This window comes from Paracoccus marinus, from assembly GCF_007018965.1.
Classification (GTDB): Bacteria; Pseudomonadota; Alphaproteobacteria; order Rhodobacterales; family Rhodobacteraceae; genus Paracoccus; species Paracoccus marinus.
The window spans coordinates 132,598-146,484 of sequence record NZ_VJYZ01000018.1; the positions used below are offsets into that span (position 1 = coordinate 132,598).

Below are 13,887 nucleotides of genomic sequence, written 5' to 3' on the forward strand. Positions count from 1 at the left end.
GGGGATGGACCAAGGACCCCGCAAGGGCTGGGCGCTGTTTTTGCTGGTGGTGTGGCTGCCGGTCTATCTGGTCGCCGCGTGGTGGGTGCTGAACTGGGTCTATGACCGATGGGGGCGGTTGCCGATGTGGGTGGAACTGCCGCTCTACGTCGCGCTGGCGTTCCTGTGGGCGATTCCGTTCCGCAAGGTCTTTCACGGCACCGGCAAGTGACCCCCGTCATCCGCACCGCGGCCGGCGTCACGCTGATCGGCGGGGGCGACGTGGCGGCGGATGACGTGGCCGCGGCCCACGAGATCGCGCCGATGGTGATGGCGGCCGACAGCGGCGCCGACAGGGCGCTGGCGCTGGGGCTGATGCCCGACGCGGTCGTGGGCGACTTCGACAGCATCGGCGGTGCGGCGCGGGCGGCGATCCCGGCCGAGCGCCTGCACCGGGTCGCCGAACAGAACAGCACCGATTTCGACAAGTGCCTGCGCAACATCGACGCGGGCTTCGTGCTTGCGCTGGGCTTCGCCGGACCGCGTCTGGATCACGCGCTGGCGGTGATGTCCACGCTTTGCCGCAGGTCGGGCCCGCCCTGCCTGGTGATCGGGGCGGCGGACGTGGTGTTCGCCGCGCCGCCCCGGCTGGCGCTGGACCTGCCCGCCGGGACGCGGGTGTCGCTGATGCCCTTCGGCCCGGTCGCGGGAACGAGCGACGGGCTGCGCTGGCCCATCGACGGCGTGGCGCTGTCCCCGGTCGAACGGGTCGGCACCTCGAACGAGGCGACCGGGCCGGTGCGGCTGGCGCTTGACGGCCCGTGCCTCGTCATCCTGCCGAAGGCGCATCTGCGGGTGGCGCTCGCGGCGATCGCCCCGCCGCGATGAAGAAGGGCGCCGTGAGGGGCGCCCTTTTTCCGGTCCTCAGCGGCCCAAGGCTCTCAGCGGCCCCGGATCCGGGGGTCCATCGCGTCGCGCAGGCCGTCGCCGATGTAGTTCACGGTCAGCACCGTCAGCGAGATGAACACGCCCGGCAGGATGACCCGCCACGGATACATCTGCATCTGCTCGATCGCGTCGTAAAGCAGCCGGCCCCAGGTCGGGAAGTCGGGCGGAAAACCCAGGCCCAGGAACGACAGCGCCGATTCCGTGATGATCGCGGTGGCGATCCCCAGCGTCGCCGCCACCATGATGGGCGACAGCACGTTGGGCAGGATGTGGCGCGTCATCATCCGCAGGTTCGGCGTGCCGATGGATCGGGCGGCAAGGATGAACTCGCGTTCCTTCAGGCCCAGCACGTCGCCCCGCACGATCCGCGCGGCCTGCATCCAGCTGGTCGCGCCGATCGCCGACACGATCAGGACGAAGGTTCCCAGTCCCGGGCCCATCGCCTGGCCCAGCGGCTCGCGGAACAGCGTCACCATCAGCAGCAGAAGCGGCAGCAGGGGCAGCGCCAGGAACAGCTCGGTCATCCGCATCAGGGGCGCGTCGAGCCGGCGGAAGAAACCCGACAGGATCCCGATCACGGTGCCCAGCGTCACCGCGATCAGCATCGCGGTCAGCCCAACGGCGAGCGATACCTGCCCACCCTTCATCAGCCGCGCCAGCATGTCGCGGCCCAGCTGGTCGGTGCCCAGCGGATGCGCGGCGCTGAAGCCCTTGTTGCGCGCGCGGATGTCCACGAACGTCGCGTCGATGGTCCAGATGTAGGGTCCGACCGTCACGAACAACACGATCGCGGCGAACAGGACCAGCGCCACCATCGCTCCCCGGTGGCGCCGGAACTGGCGCCACACGTCGCGCCACTGGCTGCGGCTTGCGGGCGTGAGGTTGGGGGCGGCCGCGACCGCTGCGGGATCGCCCGCGGGCAGCAGGGCGCCGCCGGGACCGGCGGCCGCGGTGGCGGCGCTGTCGCGGATCAGCTCGGCGCTGCGAAGGGCGTCGTGAGGGTTCTCAGTCATAGCGGATCCGGGGGTCGAGGATGCCGTAGAGGATGTCGGCGATCAGGGTGAAGACGACGATCAGGATGGCGAAGATGAAGGTCAGGGTCAGCACCATCGGAATGTCGTTGGAATGGATGGCCGAGATCAGCAGCTGTCCGAGCCCGTTCACCTTGAACACCTGCTCGGTGATGATCGCGCCGCCGAACACCGCCGGAAGCCCCAGCGCGATCACGGTCACGACCGGGATGAGGCTGTTTCTCAGCACGTGTTTCAGGACCACGGTGCGTTCCGACAGCCCCTTAGCGCGGGCGGTGCGGACGTAATCCTGACCAAGGTTGTCCAGCATCGACGCGCGCATGAAGCGGCTGATCTGGGCCGCGTTGTAAAGCGCGAGCACGGTCACCGGCATCGCCATCTGCCGCACCTGCTGCCAGAAGCTGGCCCAGTCGGTGACCTTCAGCGTCGTGTCGTAGATCGACGGGAACCATTGCAGGTTCACGGCGAACACGATGATGAACACGACTCCGGTAAAGAAGGTGGGCATGGAAAAGCCCACCATCGAGATGAACGTGCCCAGCTGGTCGAACCACGAATACTGCTTGTAGGCCGAGATGATCCCGATCGGGATCGCGATCAGCACGCCCACCAGATAGCTGAACCCCACGACCTTGAGCGTCTGCGGGATCCGCTCGGCGATCACGTCGAACACCGGGCTGCGCGACTGGAAGCTGATGATCCGCTGCGCGCCCCGGCTGAAGTCGGTGCCGAGCAGCTGGTCGACCCAGTGCAGCGGCTCGATCCAGAAGAACTGCTTGAGCCACAGGACGTAGCGGATGTACCAGGCCTGGCCCAGCCCCAGCGCCTCGCGCATCTTTTCCTTGACCTCGGGCGGTACGGTCAGGGGCACGTCCCCCAAGGGGTCTCCGGGCGACAGTTCCAGCAGCAGGAAGATCACCAGCGAGATGAAAAGAAGCGTCGGGATCGCGAGCATGATCCGTCGCAGGGCGTATGTCAGCATCGGGTCCCTCACATGGGATGGGGCGTCGCGGCCGCGTGGCGGCGGGCCGGTAAGGCGGACCTTGCCCGTGGGGCCGGGTCCGCCCTTGTTTCACTGGACGCGTGTTACTGGGCGCGGGTCCAGTCGGCGACGTTCCAGAACTCGGTGTCCCACGGGTTCATGTCGAAGCCCTGAAGCGAGTTCGACACCGCCGACACGCGGCCGCGCCAGGTCAGCGGCAGCATCGCCATCGACTGTGTGGTGAGCATAGCGTTCATCTGCTTGGCAAGCTCGGCCCGGCGGGCGGGATCGGCGGTCTCGCCCATCTCGTCGATCAGGGCGTCGTAGGCCGGGTCGCAGAAGCGGCCGGTGTTCTCGCCCTGCCACTGGTTCGCGGGCGCCGGGATCTTGGAACAGGCGCGCTCGGCCATGAACGTGCCCGGATCGGTCCCTTCGTAGACGTCGGTGAACATCTCGACATCGGCGTAGAACTTGTTGATCGTGTCGGGCGATCCCGGGTCGGTCCCGAAATAGACCGAGGCGTCCACCGTCTTGAGCTCGGTGCCCACGCCGATTTCGGCCCACCACTGCTTGATCAGCGCCTGATAGTCCTGCCGCACCGGGTTGACCGAGGTCTGGAACAGCAGTTGCAGCTTGCGCCCGTCCTTTTCGCGGATGCCGTCGCCGCCGACCGTCCAGCCGGCTTCGTCCAGCAGCGCCTTGGCCCCCTCGATGTCCTGCGCCATGCAGTCCTGCGTGTTCGAGGCGAAGGCCTCGGGCGCGTTCACCACGTCGCAGGTCGCGCGGCCGGTCTCGCCATAGCCGATCTCGGTCAGCAGCTGGCGGTCGATCGCCTTGGACAGCGCCTGCCGGACCTTGATGTCGCCGAGGATCGGGTGCGGGTGGGCGACGGTCGAACGCTCGCCCTCGGGCAGTTGCGGCGAGGGGTCGGTGAGGTTGAGGAAGATATGCTCGACCTGCGCGCCGAACGCGGTCGGAAAGTCGCCGCGGCCGGCCGCGACCATCTGGCCCATCGTCTCGGGCGCGAGCTGCATGTTCCAGGCATAGTCGTATTCGCCGGTTTCAAGCACCGCGCGCGCCGCGCCGGCGGAATCGCCGCCGCCCTTCAGGTTGACGGTCGCGAAGGCGGGCTTGTCGGCCTCGCGGTATTCGGGGTTCGCCTCGAACGTGGCCACGTCGTTGGTGCGGAACTCGGTCACGCGATAGGGGCCGGTGCCGATCGGGGCGAAGTTCTGTTCGGTGCAGGTGGGCGCGCGTTCGCCGGTGCAGTCCTGGAACTGCGCCTTCTGGATGATCGGCGCCTGGCCGCCCACGAAGGCGGAATAGGGATAGGGACGCGCCTCGGTAAAGTTGATCTTCACGGTCAGCGGGTCCACCACCTCGACCGAGGCGATGCCAGTGAACTTGGCGGCCTGCGCGCAGCCGCCGCTTTCGTCCATGCAGTAGTCGGCGGTGAACTTGACGTCCTCGGCGGTCAGGGGCGTGCCGTCGGACCACTTGACGCCGTCCTTCAGCTTCCAGGTGATCGACTTGCTGTCCTGCGCCACGCCGCCGTTTTCCAGCGTCGGGATCTCGGCCGCGAGCTTGGCCACCAGGTCGCCCTTGGCATCGAAGTTCGCGAGCGGTTCCAGCACCAGCGAGGCGGCGGTGATGTCCTTGGTGCCGGTGGAAAGATACAGGTTCAGGGTGCTCGGGGCCTGCCAGAAGATCATGTTCATCTGGCCCTGGGCGCCGCGCTCGGCGTGGGCGGCGGGCGAAAGGGCGGCAACGGCGGCGCCGGCAAGCAGCAATGTTCTGGTGTTCATGTGGGCCTCGGTCGGAAATGGATGACGGGGTGGGGCCCGGCCGCGCGGGGGACGCGCGGCCGGGCGGTTCGCTCAGGCGCGGATCACTTCACGCGGAACCAGTCCGACGCGTTCCACAACTCGCTGTCCCAGGTGTTCAGGACGACGCCGCCAAGCGCGTTCGAATGCGCCGACAGGCGGCCACGGTCCACCAGCGGCACGACGGTCATGCTGTCCTTGGTCAGCATGTCGTTCAGCTTGCGGGCGATAGCACCGCGTTCGTCGATGCCCGAGGTGCGCGACAGTTCCGCCACCAGCTTGTCGTATTCCGGGTCGCAGTAGCGGTTGTTGTTCTCGCCCTGCCACTGGTTGTCGGGGCTGGGCGCCTTGTCGCAGGTGTACATCGCCAGATACGCCTCGGGGTCGGTTCCGGGGAAGTTGTTGGCGTACATCTGCACGTCGGCATAGAACTTTTCCAGCGTGTCGGGCGAACCCGCGTCGCCGCCGAAGAAGACCGACGCATCGACCGTCTTGAGCTCGGTTTCCACGCCGATTTCCGACCACCACTGCTTGATGAGCGACTGGAAGTCCTGCCGGATCGGGTTGACCGAGGTCTGATAGACAAGGCTCAGGCGCTGTCCGTCCTTCTCGCGCACGCCGTCGCCGCCCGGAACCCAGCCGGCCTCGTCCAGAAGCTTCTTGGCGCCCTCGATGTCCTGGGTCAGGCAGCCGGTGTTGTCGTTCGAGGCGTATTGCTCGGGCGCGGGGACCAGGTTGCAGGTGGGGCGGCCGGCCTGGCCGTAGCCCACCTCGACCAGCAGGTTGCGGTCGATCGCCATGCTGAGCGCGCGGCGCACGTTCACGTCCGACAGGAACGGGTTGGGGTGGGCCTTGGTGGACCGCTCGCCCTCGGGCAGGTCCGGCGAGGCGTCGGTCCAGTTCATCTCGATCCGCTCGACAAGGGTGCCGAACGCGTTCACGAACTTGCCCTTGCCGCCGCCTTCCATCTGCGCCTGAACCTCGGGCGCGATCTGGGTGTTCCAGGCATAGTCGTATTCGCCGGTCTCCATCACAACGCGGGCCGCCGCGGCCGCGTCACCGCCGCCCTTGAGCATGATGGTCGCGAAGGCGGGCTTGGCCGGGTCGCGGTATTCGGGGTTGGCTTCCAGCTGCACCACGTCGTTGGTGCGGAACTCGGTCACGCGGAACGGGCCGGTCCCGATCGGCTTGAAGTTCGCGTCGGTGCAGGTCGGCGCGGCGGCGCCCATGCAGGGGGTGAACTGCGCCTTCTGCACGATCGGCGATTCGGACCCGACGAACGCCGTGAAAGGGAAGGGCTTGGCTTCCTTGAAGGTCACCTTGACGGTGGTCGGATCGACCGCCTCGACCTTGTCGATGCCGTCGTACTTGGCCAGCTGCGCGCAGCCCCCATCGGGGTTCATGCAGTATTCGGCGGTGAACTTGACATCTTCCGAGGTGAAGGGCGTGCCGTCCGACCACTTCAGGTCGGGCTTCAGCTTCCAGGTGACGCTCTTGAAGTCCGCGGCGATGCCGCCGTTCTCGACCGTCGGCAGCTCGGTCACGAGGCGGGGGAACATGTTGCCCTTCTCGTCATAGCCGGCCAGCGGCTCGATCACGAGCGAGCTTGCCTCGACGTCCTTGGTTCCCGACGAAAGATAGGGGTTCATCGTCGAGACAGCCTGAAAGTACAGGATGTTCGCCTGGCCGTCGCTGCCGCGCTCGGCCATCGCGGCGGGGGCCATCGCCATCGTGGCGGCGGCGCCCAGCAGCAGGGTTCTTATCTTCATGGGACGCTCCTTGTTGGTGTTGCCCCGCACGGGGCTGCGGAAACGGCGGGCCTGATGCCTTTGCGGCGCTCTTCTAGCCTTTTGCATGCCTTTTCCGGGTCGTCTGTGCCCTTGCGGAATGTTCGAATAGTTAGGCACCGTCCTGAAAACGCAAGCCGGATTTGATGTTGCAAACCGGGGACGCCTGCATCAGCCTGCGATGCTGACGCCGCGCGCACCGCCGTGCCACGGCCGGACGGTCTGCCTGAAACGAGGGATCTTCGATGCTGGACGACGCCGCGCCGCTTGTTTCCGTCGAGGGCCTGAGGGTCGAGTTCGAGACGCAGGACGGCCCCGTCACCGGCGTCGAGGACGTCAGCTTTTCCATCAGGCCCGGCGAATGCGTCTGCGTCGTGGGCGAATCCGGGTCGGGCAAGTCGGTCAGCTCGCTGTCGCTGATGCGGCTCGTCGAGTTCGGGGGCGGTCGCATCGCAGAGGGGCGGATTCTGTTCGACGCCGGCAAAAACGGCCGCGTCGACCTGGCCCGGCAGCCCGCCGACGTGATGCGCGACGTGCGCGGCAACGAGATCGGGATGATCTTCCAGGAGCCGATGACGTCGCTCAACCCCGTGTTCACGGTGGGCGAGCAGCTGGCCGAGGGACTGGTCGTCCATCGCGGTCTCAGCCGCGCTCAGGCCCGCGCGCGGTCGCTTGAACTGCTGCGCGAGGTGCGGATCCCCGAACCCGAGCGGCGGCTGAACCAGTATCCGCACGAGCTGTCGGGGGGGATGCGCCAGCGGGTCGTCATTGCCATCGCGATGGCCTGCCGCCCGCGCCTTCTGATCTGCGACGAGCCGACGACCGCGCTCGACGTGACGATCCAGGCGGAAATCCTTGCGCTGATCGACCGCCTGAAGCGCGAGAACGGGATGGCGGTGATGTTCATCACCCACGACATGGCCGTGGTCGCGCAGATGGCCGACCGGGTCGTCGTCATGTACCGCGGCCGCAAGGTCGAGGAAGGCACCGCCACCGAGATCTTCGAGAACCCGCGCGAGGATTATACCCGGGCGCTGCTCGCCGCCGTGCCGCGCCTGGGCGAGATGACGGGCAAGCCCGCGCCCGAGCCGATGCGCCTGATGCGAAATGCCGACGGCAGCACCGCGACCCGGCCCATCGTCGTGGCCGACCCCAAACCGCTGCTCGAGGTCCGCAGCCTGTCCACCCGCTTCGGGGTCAAGGGCGGCATCCTGCGCCGCACCGTGGCCCAGGTTCACGCGGTCGAGGATGTGAGCTTCACCGTCATGGGCGGCGAGACGCTGTCGCTGGTGGGCGAATCGGGGTGCGGCAAGTCCACCACCGGCCGCTCGATCCTGCGGCTGGTCGAGCCGACGGCGGGCGAGGTGCGGCTGGGCGGCACCGACATCCGCGGCCTGTCGCCATCGGCGCTGCGCCGGGCGCGGGCCGACATGCAGATGATATTTCAGGACCCCTTCGCGTCGCTGGACCCGCAGATGCGGCTTTACGACCAGATCGAAGAACCGATGCTGAACTTCGGCATCGGCAGCCGGTCGGAACGGCAGGACCGGATCGCGGGCCTGTTCGACCGGGTCGAGCTGCCGCGCAGCTTCATGCGCCGCTATCCGCACGAGATGTCGGGCGGCCAGCGCCAGCGCATCGCCATCGCCCGCGCGCTGGCGCTGAACCCCAAGCTCATCATCGCCGACGAGGCGGTGTCGGCGCTCGACGTGTCGGTGCAGGCGCAGGTGCTGAACCTGCTGATGGAATTGCAGCAGGACCTCGGCATCTCGATGCTGTTCATCAGCCACGACATGGCGGTGGTGGAACGGGTCAGCCACCACGTCGCGGTGATGTACCTGGGCCGGATTGTCGAGATCGGGACCCGTCGGCAGGTGTTCGAGAACCCGCAGCACAGCTATACCCGCCAGCTGATGGCCGCCGTGCCCGTGGCCGATCCGCGCAAGAAGAAGATCAGCGAGGACCTGAAGTTCAAGCCGATCCCGTCGCCGATCTTCCCGGTCGGGCACGACGCGCCGCGCTCGACCTACCGCGAGGTGGCGCCGGGCCACCGGGTGCTGGTCGATCCGGTCACGCACGGAACCTGAGGCGGGACGGGGGCGGCCGATGCAAACGGGCGGACCCATCGCCGCAACCGACCCGGTCCGCTTTCCCGGGCCGATCCCCGACGCCACCGACGTGGTCATCATCGGCGGCGGCATCGCCGGGATCGCCACGGCGCTGTATCTCGCCCGCGCGGGCGTCGCCGTCACCGTCTGCGAAAAGGGGCGCGTCGCGGCCGAACAGTCGTCGCGCAACTGGGGCTGGGTGCGCCAGCAGGGCCGCGACCTGGACGAGCTGCCGATCATGATCGAGGCGCTGCGGCTTTGGGAAGGGCTGCAGCCGGAGCTGGGCGAGGCGGCGGGCCTGCGCCGCACCGGCGTCACCTACCTTGCCCGGACCGAGGCGCAGTTGCAGGCCTATGAGGGCTGGCTGGTCCACGCCCGCGCGCACGGGCTGGACACGCGGCTTCTGTCGCGGGCGGAACTGGACCGGACGCTGCCGAACGCTGCCGGGTGGCTCGGCGCGCTCACGACGCCATCCGACGCGCGGGCCGAGCCGTGGACGGCGGTGCCCGCGATGGCGCGCCTTGCGGCCGACGCGGGCGCGGTGATCGTCGAGGAATGCGCCGTCCGCACGATCGAAACCGAAGCCGGCCACGTCAGCGGCGTCGTGACCGAGAAGGGAACCATCCGCGCGGCCCGTGTGCTGCTGGCGGGCGGGGCGTGGTCGTCGCTGTTCGCAGGCAACGCCGGGCTGTCGATCCCGCAGCTGTCCTCGCGCGCGACCGTCGCCGCGACCGAAGCCATGCCCGATTTCTGGCCCGGCAACGCCGCCGATGATCGCTTCGCCTTCCGCAGGCGCGCCGACGGCGGATACACCCTCGCCCCCGGCACCGTCAGCGACTTCTGGATCGGCCCCGGCGCGTTCCGCCATGTCCGCAGCTTCGCCCACCAGTTCCTGCGCGACGTGACCCACACGCGGCTGCACCCCTTCGCGCCCGCGGGCTTTCCCGACGCCTGGCGCACCGCCCGGCGCTGGCGCGGGGACGAGCAATCCCCGTTCGAGCGAATGCGCGTCCTCGACCCCGCCCCGAACCTGCGGCTGGTCGAAAAGCTGCAACGCGACTTTGCCGAGACGTTTCCCGCCCTCGGCCGCCCCCGCATCAAGCGCGCATGGGCGGGCATGATCGACGCGACGCCCGACATCGTCCCGATCCTCGACGAGACGCCGATCCGGGGCTTCTTCGTGGCCACCGGCCTGTCGGGCCACGGTTTCGGCATCGGCCCGGGCATCGGCCGCGTCATGGCCGACCTGATCCGCGGGCGCGATCCCGGCCACGACCTGACCCGCTTTCGCTTCGGCCGCTTTTCGGACGGCTCGCCCGTGACGCTCGGCCCGACCTTGTGACTTGCGGCGGTGCCTGCGCCGCGCCAACCTGTCCCGAGAACAGGAGACAATCATGCCCGTCAAGAACCGCATGGCCGAGCTGCTGCCCGAGATCACCGCCTGGCGGCGCGACTTTCACGAGAACCCGGAACTGCTTTACGAAGTCCACCGCACCGCCGGCAAGGTCGCCGAGCTGCTGCGGAGCTTCGGCGTGGACGAGGTCGTCGAAGGCGTCGGCCGCACCGGCGTGGTGGGCGTCATCAAGGGGCGCAGCGACAGCAGCGGCCGCGTGATCGGCCTGCGCGCCGACATGGACGCGCTGCCGATCAACGAGATCACGGGCGTCGACTACGCATCCAAGACGCCCGGCGTCATGCACGCCTGCGGCCATGACGGCCACACCGCGATGCTGCTGGGCGCGGCCCGCTACCTCGCCGAGACGCGCAACTTCGACGGCACGGCGGTCGTGATCTTCCAGCCCGCCGAAGAAGGCGGCGCGGGCGGCCTCGCCATGGTCGAGGACGGGCTGGTGGACCGCTGGGGCATCCAGGAGTTCTACGGGATGCACAACATGCCCGGCATCCCGACCGGCAGCTTCGCGATCCGCGAGGGCGCGATGATGGCCGCCGCCGACCAGTTCGACATCGTCGTGACCGGCAAGGGCGGGCACGCCGCGAAGCCCCACGAATGCATCGACACGACGCTGGTGTCGGCGCAGATCATCGTCGCGCTGCAATCGATCGTGTCGCGCAACATCGACCCGTTGAAGAACGCGGTCGTGTCGGTCTGCGTGGTCCAGACGGATTCGACCGCGCACAACGTCATCCCGCAGACGGTGACGCTGAAGGGCACCGCCCGCAGCCTCGACGCAGGTGTCCGCGACCAGCTGGAGGCGGGGATCAGGCGGGTTTCGGAAAACATCGCCGCCGCCTTCGGTGCCACCGCCGACATCGACTACCGTCGCGGCTACCCGGTGACGGTGAACCACGCCGACGCGACGGAGCACGCGGCGAACGTCGCGCGCGAGGTCGCGGGCGACATCGACATGACCGTGCAGCCGATGATGGGCGGCGAGGATTTCAGCTACATGCTGGAACAGCGCCCCGGCGCCTACATCTTCGTCGGCAACGGCGACACGGCGATGGTCCATCACCCGGCCTACAACTTCGACGACGACGCGATCCCGGCGGGGTCGAGCTGGTACGCCGGCATGGTCGAAGCGCGGATGCCCGCTGCCTGATTTCGCCTGTCGCTCGCCAAGGGAACCCCGGCCTCTGCGCCGGGGTTCGTCGTTGGATTCCGGATGAGGAGGGCGCGATGGCCGGGGATTTCCACAAGGGACAGCGGGTCAGCTGGAACAGTTCGGGCGGGAAGGCGCACGGCAAGATCGTGCGCAAGATCACCTCGCGCATGAAGATCAAGGAACACGAGGTCGCGGCCACCGAGGACGATCCGCAATGGCTGGTCGAGACGGACGAGGGCGCGCAGGCCGCGCACAAGCCGGACGCGCTGAAGGCGGAGTGAGGACCGGGCCGGGCGGTCGCGGACCCGCCGCTCAGGGTTGTGCGATGGTCTGGCCGCGGCGCAGGCGTGTCTGCTCGATCGTCACCGCTTCGGCCGCGGGATCGGTCGCGCGCAGGATGGTGACGGTGCCGCTGCCGATCACCCGCGTCGTGCCGTCGCCAAAGCGGACGATCCCGGTATCCTCGTCGATGCCGATGCCGATGAGGTCGGGGTGCATCTCGACCGCGCGGGTAAGGCGCTGCAGCCGTCCGCGCTGGCTGAAGTGCTGGTCGATGATCGCGTCCCGCCACAGGCCCAGCCCGCGCGCGAGGACCGGATGCCGAGTCCCCTCGGACTCGCGCCGCGAGGTCTCGATCATGACGTCGGACATGATGCTCGCGCCCGCGCTGGTGCCGGCGATGATGCCCCTGCCGGCGGCGAAGCGGCGGCGCATATCCTCGATCAGCCCGGCCTCGCGGAGCGCGCCCGCCAGCCGCCGCTGAAGCCCGCCCGACATCCAGATGATGTCCGCGCGCGCGATCTGCGCGCGGGCGTGATCGACCCGCGACAGGTCCAGCCCTTCGACGTCGTGCGCGCCCGACCGGGCGAACAGCCTGCGGTTGTCGTCAACCGCGTCGCGGAGGTCCGCGGCGGGGGCGGCATGGGGGATGATCAGGATCTTCGGGGCGGGCCGACCGTAGAGCTGCAGGACGTCGGCATAGATCCCGCGCCGCGCGCCGCCGCCGATGGCGACAAGCGCGCCGTCGGCCGGGGCACCGGGGATGGCCCGCGCCGGCATCGCGGCGGCGGCCGCGGCAGCCAGCAGCAGGAGCATCCGCCGGCCGATCGAGGCCCGCGCTCCCCCGTCTCCACGCGTCGTCGTCATGCGATGCTCCCCCGGTGTCCGGCGTCCGTATGCATACCGCGTTTCGGAGTGCCGGCTGCGCGTCGGTGTTCGCGCCGGCCGGCGCTCCGCTTCAGAAATGGAGCGCGCGCTTGTAGGCGTCCAGCACCGCCTCGTGCATCGCCTCGGACAGGGTCGGATGGGCGAAGACCGTTTCCATCAGCTCGGCCTCCGTCGTTTCCAGAGTGCGGCCGATGACGTAGCCCTGGATCAGCTCGGTCACTTCGGCGCCGACCATGTGCGCGCCCAGAAGCTCGCCCGTCGCGGCGTCGAACACCGTCTTCACCATGCCCTCGGGCTCGCCCAGCGCGATCGCCTTGCCGTTGCCGATGAAAGGGAAGCGGCCGACGCGGACCTCGTGCCCGGCTTCCTTCGCCTTCGCCTCGGTCAGCCCGACGGATGCGACCTGCGGCTGGCAGTAGGTGCAGCCGGGGATCGAGTTCGGGCGGATCGGGTGCGGATGGCCGCCGGCGATCAGCTCGGCCACCATAACGCCCTCGTGGCTGGCCTTGTGGGCGAGCCACGGCGCGCCCGCGACATCGCCGATGGCGTAGACACCATCGACGCCGGTGCGGCAGTATTCGTCCACGACGACGTGGGTGCGATCGATCTTCAGCCCCGCCTCCTCGAACCCGCAATCCTCGACGTTGCCGACGATGCCCACGGCGGAGATGACGGTGTCGAACTCCTGCGTCTGGACCTTGCCGCCGACCTCGATATGGGCGGTGACCTTGTCCGTCGCGCGGTCGAGCTTCTTCACCGTGGCCTTTTCGAGGATCGTCATGCCCTGCTTGACGAACTGCTTCTTCGCGAAGGCCGAGATCTCCTCGTCCTCGACCGGCAGGACGCGGTCCATCACCTCGACCACGGTCGTGTCGGCGCCCATCGTGTTGTAGAAGCTCGCGAACTCGATCCCGATCGCGCCCGAGCCGATGACGAGCAGCTCCTTCGGCATGTGTTTCGGCACCATCGCCTCGCGGTAGGACCAGACGCGGTCGCCGTCGGCTTCCAGCCCCGGCAGGTTGCGGGCGCGGGCGCCGGTGGCGACGACGATCGCCCTGGCCGCGACGTCCTCGCTGCCCTTGTCGGACTTGACCGAGATCTTGCCCGCCTCGGCCAGCCTGGCCGCGCCCTGGATCACGGTGATCTTGTTCTTCTTGAGAAGATGGGCGACGCCGCCCGACAGCTGCTTGGCGACGCCCCGCGACCGTTTCACGACGGCGTCGAGGTCGAAGCCGATCCCGTCGGCCTTGAGCCCGAAGTCCTTCGCGCGCTCCATCAGGTGGAATATTTCGGACGATCTCAGCAGCGCCTTGGTGGGGATGCAGCCCCAGTTCAGGCAGATGCCGCCAAGCTCGGCGCGTTCGATCACGGCGACCTTCAGGCCCAGCTGCGCGCCGCGGATCGCGCAGACGTAGCCGCCTGGACCGGAGCCGATCACCACCATGTCGAAATCCTGCGGCATCGCGTTTCCCCCGTGGTTCGTTTCGTCGTGATCCGA

Annotated in this window: 12 protein-coding genes; 6 read left to right on the forward strand and 6 right to left on the reverse strand. The window is 68.6% G+C overall.

Going from position 1 to position 13,887, the window contains the following annotated elements:
- Positions 1-4: 4 nt before the first annotated feature.
- Together FNF32_RS09665 and FNF32_RS09670 are read left to right on the forward strand one after the other, a co-directional pair.
- On the forward strand, positions 5-211 hold the full coding sequence (locus FNF32_RS09665) for a DUF2842 domain-containing protein (protein ID WP_131673231.1): 207 nt from the start codon (positions 5-7) through the stop codon (positions 209-211).
- Positions 208-867: a thiamine diphosphokinase gene (locus tag FNF32_RS09670; RefSeq protein ID WP_246087766.1), complete on the forward strand. Its 660-nt coding sequence runs from the start codon at positions 208-210 to the stop codon at positions 865-867. The genes FNF32_RS09665 and FNF32_RS09670 overlap by 4 nt, the downstream gene beginning before the upstream one ends.
- A gap of 53 nt (positions 868-920) precedes the next feature.
- On the opposite strand, the gene FNF32_RS09675 is transcribed toward FNF32_RS09670, so the two are convergent.
- From FNF32_RS09675 to FNF32_RS09690, 4 genes are all read right to left on the reverse strand, one after another.
- Entirely contained in the window at positions 921-1,940 is a 1,020-nt protein-coding gene (locus FNF32_RS09675; protein WP_131673229.1) for an ABC transporter permease, read from the reverse strand.
- Positions 1,933-2,940, reverse strand: coding sequence for an ABC transporter permease (locus FNF32_RS09680; RefSeq protein ID WP_131673228.1), 1,008 nt, complete (start codon positions 2,938-2,940; stop codon positions 1,933-1,935). Before FNF32_RS09680 ends, FNF32_RS09675 begins: the two co-directional genes overlap by 8 nt.
- Before the next feature lie 104 nt (positions 2,941-3,044).
- Entirely contained in the window at positions 3,045-4,745 is a 1,701-nt protein-coding gene (locus tag FNF32_RS09685; protein WP_131673227.1) for a peptide ABC transporter substrate-binding protein, read from the reverse strand.
- 83 nt (positions 4,746-4,828) lie between these two features.
- Entirely contained in the window at positions 4,829-6,532 is a 1,704-nt protein-coding gene (locus FNF32_RS09690; RefSeq protein WP_131673226.1) for a peptide ABC transporter substrate-binding protein, read from the reverse strand.
- A 263-nt stretch (positions 6,533-6,795) separates the two neighbouring features.
- On the opposite strand from FNF32_RS09690, the gene FNF32_RS09695 reads away from it, so the two are divergent.
- The 4 genes from FNF32_RS09695 to FNF32_RS09710 all read left to right on the forward strand — a co-directional run bounded on the left by FNF32_RS09695 (position 6,796) and on the right by FNF32_RS09710 (position 11,503).
- A complete protein-coding gene (locus FNF32_RS09695; protein ID WP_143796617.1) occupies positions 6,796-8,637 on the forward strand; it encodes an ABC transporter ATP-binding protein in 1,842 nt (613 codons plus the stop codon).
- Positions 8,638-8,656: 19 nt separating this feature from the next.
- Positions 8,657-10,000 carry an NAD(P)/FAD-dependent oxidoreductase gene (locus tag FNF32_RS09700; RefSeq protein WP_131673224.1) on the forward strand — a complete coding sequence of 448 codons (1,344 nt, stop codon included), beginning with the start codon at positions 8,657-8,659 and terminating at the stop codon, positions 9,998-10,000.
- Between the two features lie 52 nt (positions 10,001-10,052).
- Positions 10,053-11,219 carry a M20 aminoacylase family protein gene (locus FNF32_RS09705; protein WP_131673223.1) on the forward strand — a complete coding sequence of 389 codons (1,167 nt, stop codon included), beginning with the start codon at positions 10,053-10,055 and terminating at the stop codon, positions 11,217-11,219.
- Between the two features lie 77 nt (positions 11,220-11,296).
- Complete coding sequence (locus FNF32_RS09710) at positions 11,297-11,503, forward strand: hypervirulence associated TUDOR domain-containing protein (protein ID WP_131673222.1); 207 nt, start codon at positions 11,297-11,299, stop codon at positions 11,501-11,503.
- A gap of 31 nt (positions 11,504-11,534) precedes the next feature.
- Here FNF32_RS09710 and FNF32_RS09715 read toward each other — a convergent pair whose 3' ends face one another.
- Complete coding sequence (locus FNF32_RS09715; protein WP_131673221.1) at positions 11,535-12,368, reverse strand: cyanophycinase; 834 nt, start codon at positions 12,366-12,368, stop codon at positions 11,535-11,537.
- Between the two features lie 91 nt (positions 12,369-12,459).
- Positions 12,460-13,851 carry a dihydrolipoyl dehydrogenase gene (gene lpdA, locus FNF32_RS09720; RefSeq protein ID WP_131673220.1) on the reverse strand — a complete coding sequence of 464 codons (1,392 nt, stop codon included), beginning with the start codon at positions 13,849-13,851 and terminating at the stop codon, positions 12,460-12,462.
- Positions 13,852-13,887 lie beyond the last annotated feature (36 nt).

What these genes read in the sequence shown, in the direction of transcription:
- FNF32_RS09705 (WP_131673223.1), top strand. Translation starts at nt 10,053, where the DNA reads ATGCCCGTCAAGAACCGCATGGCCGAGCTGCTGCCCGAGATCACCGCC.
- FNF32_RS09665 (WP_131673231.1), top strand. Translation starts at nt 5, where the DNA reads ATGGACCAAGGACCCCGCAAGGGCTGGGCGCTGTTTTTGCTGGTGGTG.
- FNF32_RS09685 (WP_131673227.1), bottom strand. Translation starts at nt 4,745, where the DNA reads ATGAACACCAGAACATTGCTGCTTGCCGGCGCCGCCGTTGCCGCCCTT.
- FNF32_RS09675 (WP_131673229.1), bottom strand. Translation starts at nt 1,940, where the DNA reads ATGACTGAGAACCCTCACGACGCCCTTCGCAGCGCCGAGCTGATCCGC.
- lpdA (WP_131673220.1), bottom strand. Translation starts at nt 13,851, where the DNA reads ATGCCGCAGGATTTCGACATGGTGGTGATCGGCTCCGGTCCAGGCGGC.
- FNF32_RS09710 (WP_131673222.1), top strand. Translation starts at nt 11,297, where the DNA reads ATGGCCGGGGATTTCCACAAGGGACAGCGGGTCAGCTGGAACAGTTCG.
- FNF32_RS09700 (WP_131673224.1), top strand. Translation starts at nt 8,657, where the DNA reads ATGCAAACGGGCGGACCCATCGCCGCAACCGACCCGGTCCGCTTTCCC.
- FNF32_RS09715 (WP_131673221.1), bottom strand. Translation starts at nt 12,368, where the DNA reads ATGACGACGACGCGTGGAGACGGGGGAGCGCGGGCCTCGATCGGCCGG.
- FNF32_RS09680 (WP_131673228.1), bottom strand. Translation starts at nt 2,940, where the DNA reads ATGCTGACATACGCCCTGCGACGGATCATGCTCGCGATCCCGACGCTT.
- FNF32_RS09695 (WP_143796617.1), top strand. Translation starts at nt 6,796, where the DNA reads ATGCTGGACGACGCCGCGCCGCTTGTTTCCGTCGAGGGCCTGAGGGTC.
- FNF32_RS09690 (WP_131673226.1), bottom strand. Translation starts at nt 6,532, where the DNA reads ATGAAGATAAGAACCCTGCTGCTGGGCGCCGCCGCCACGATGGCGATG.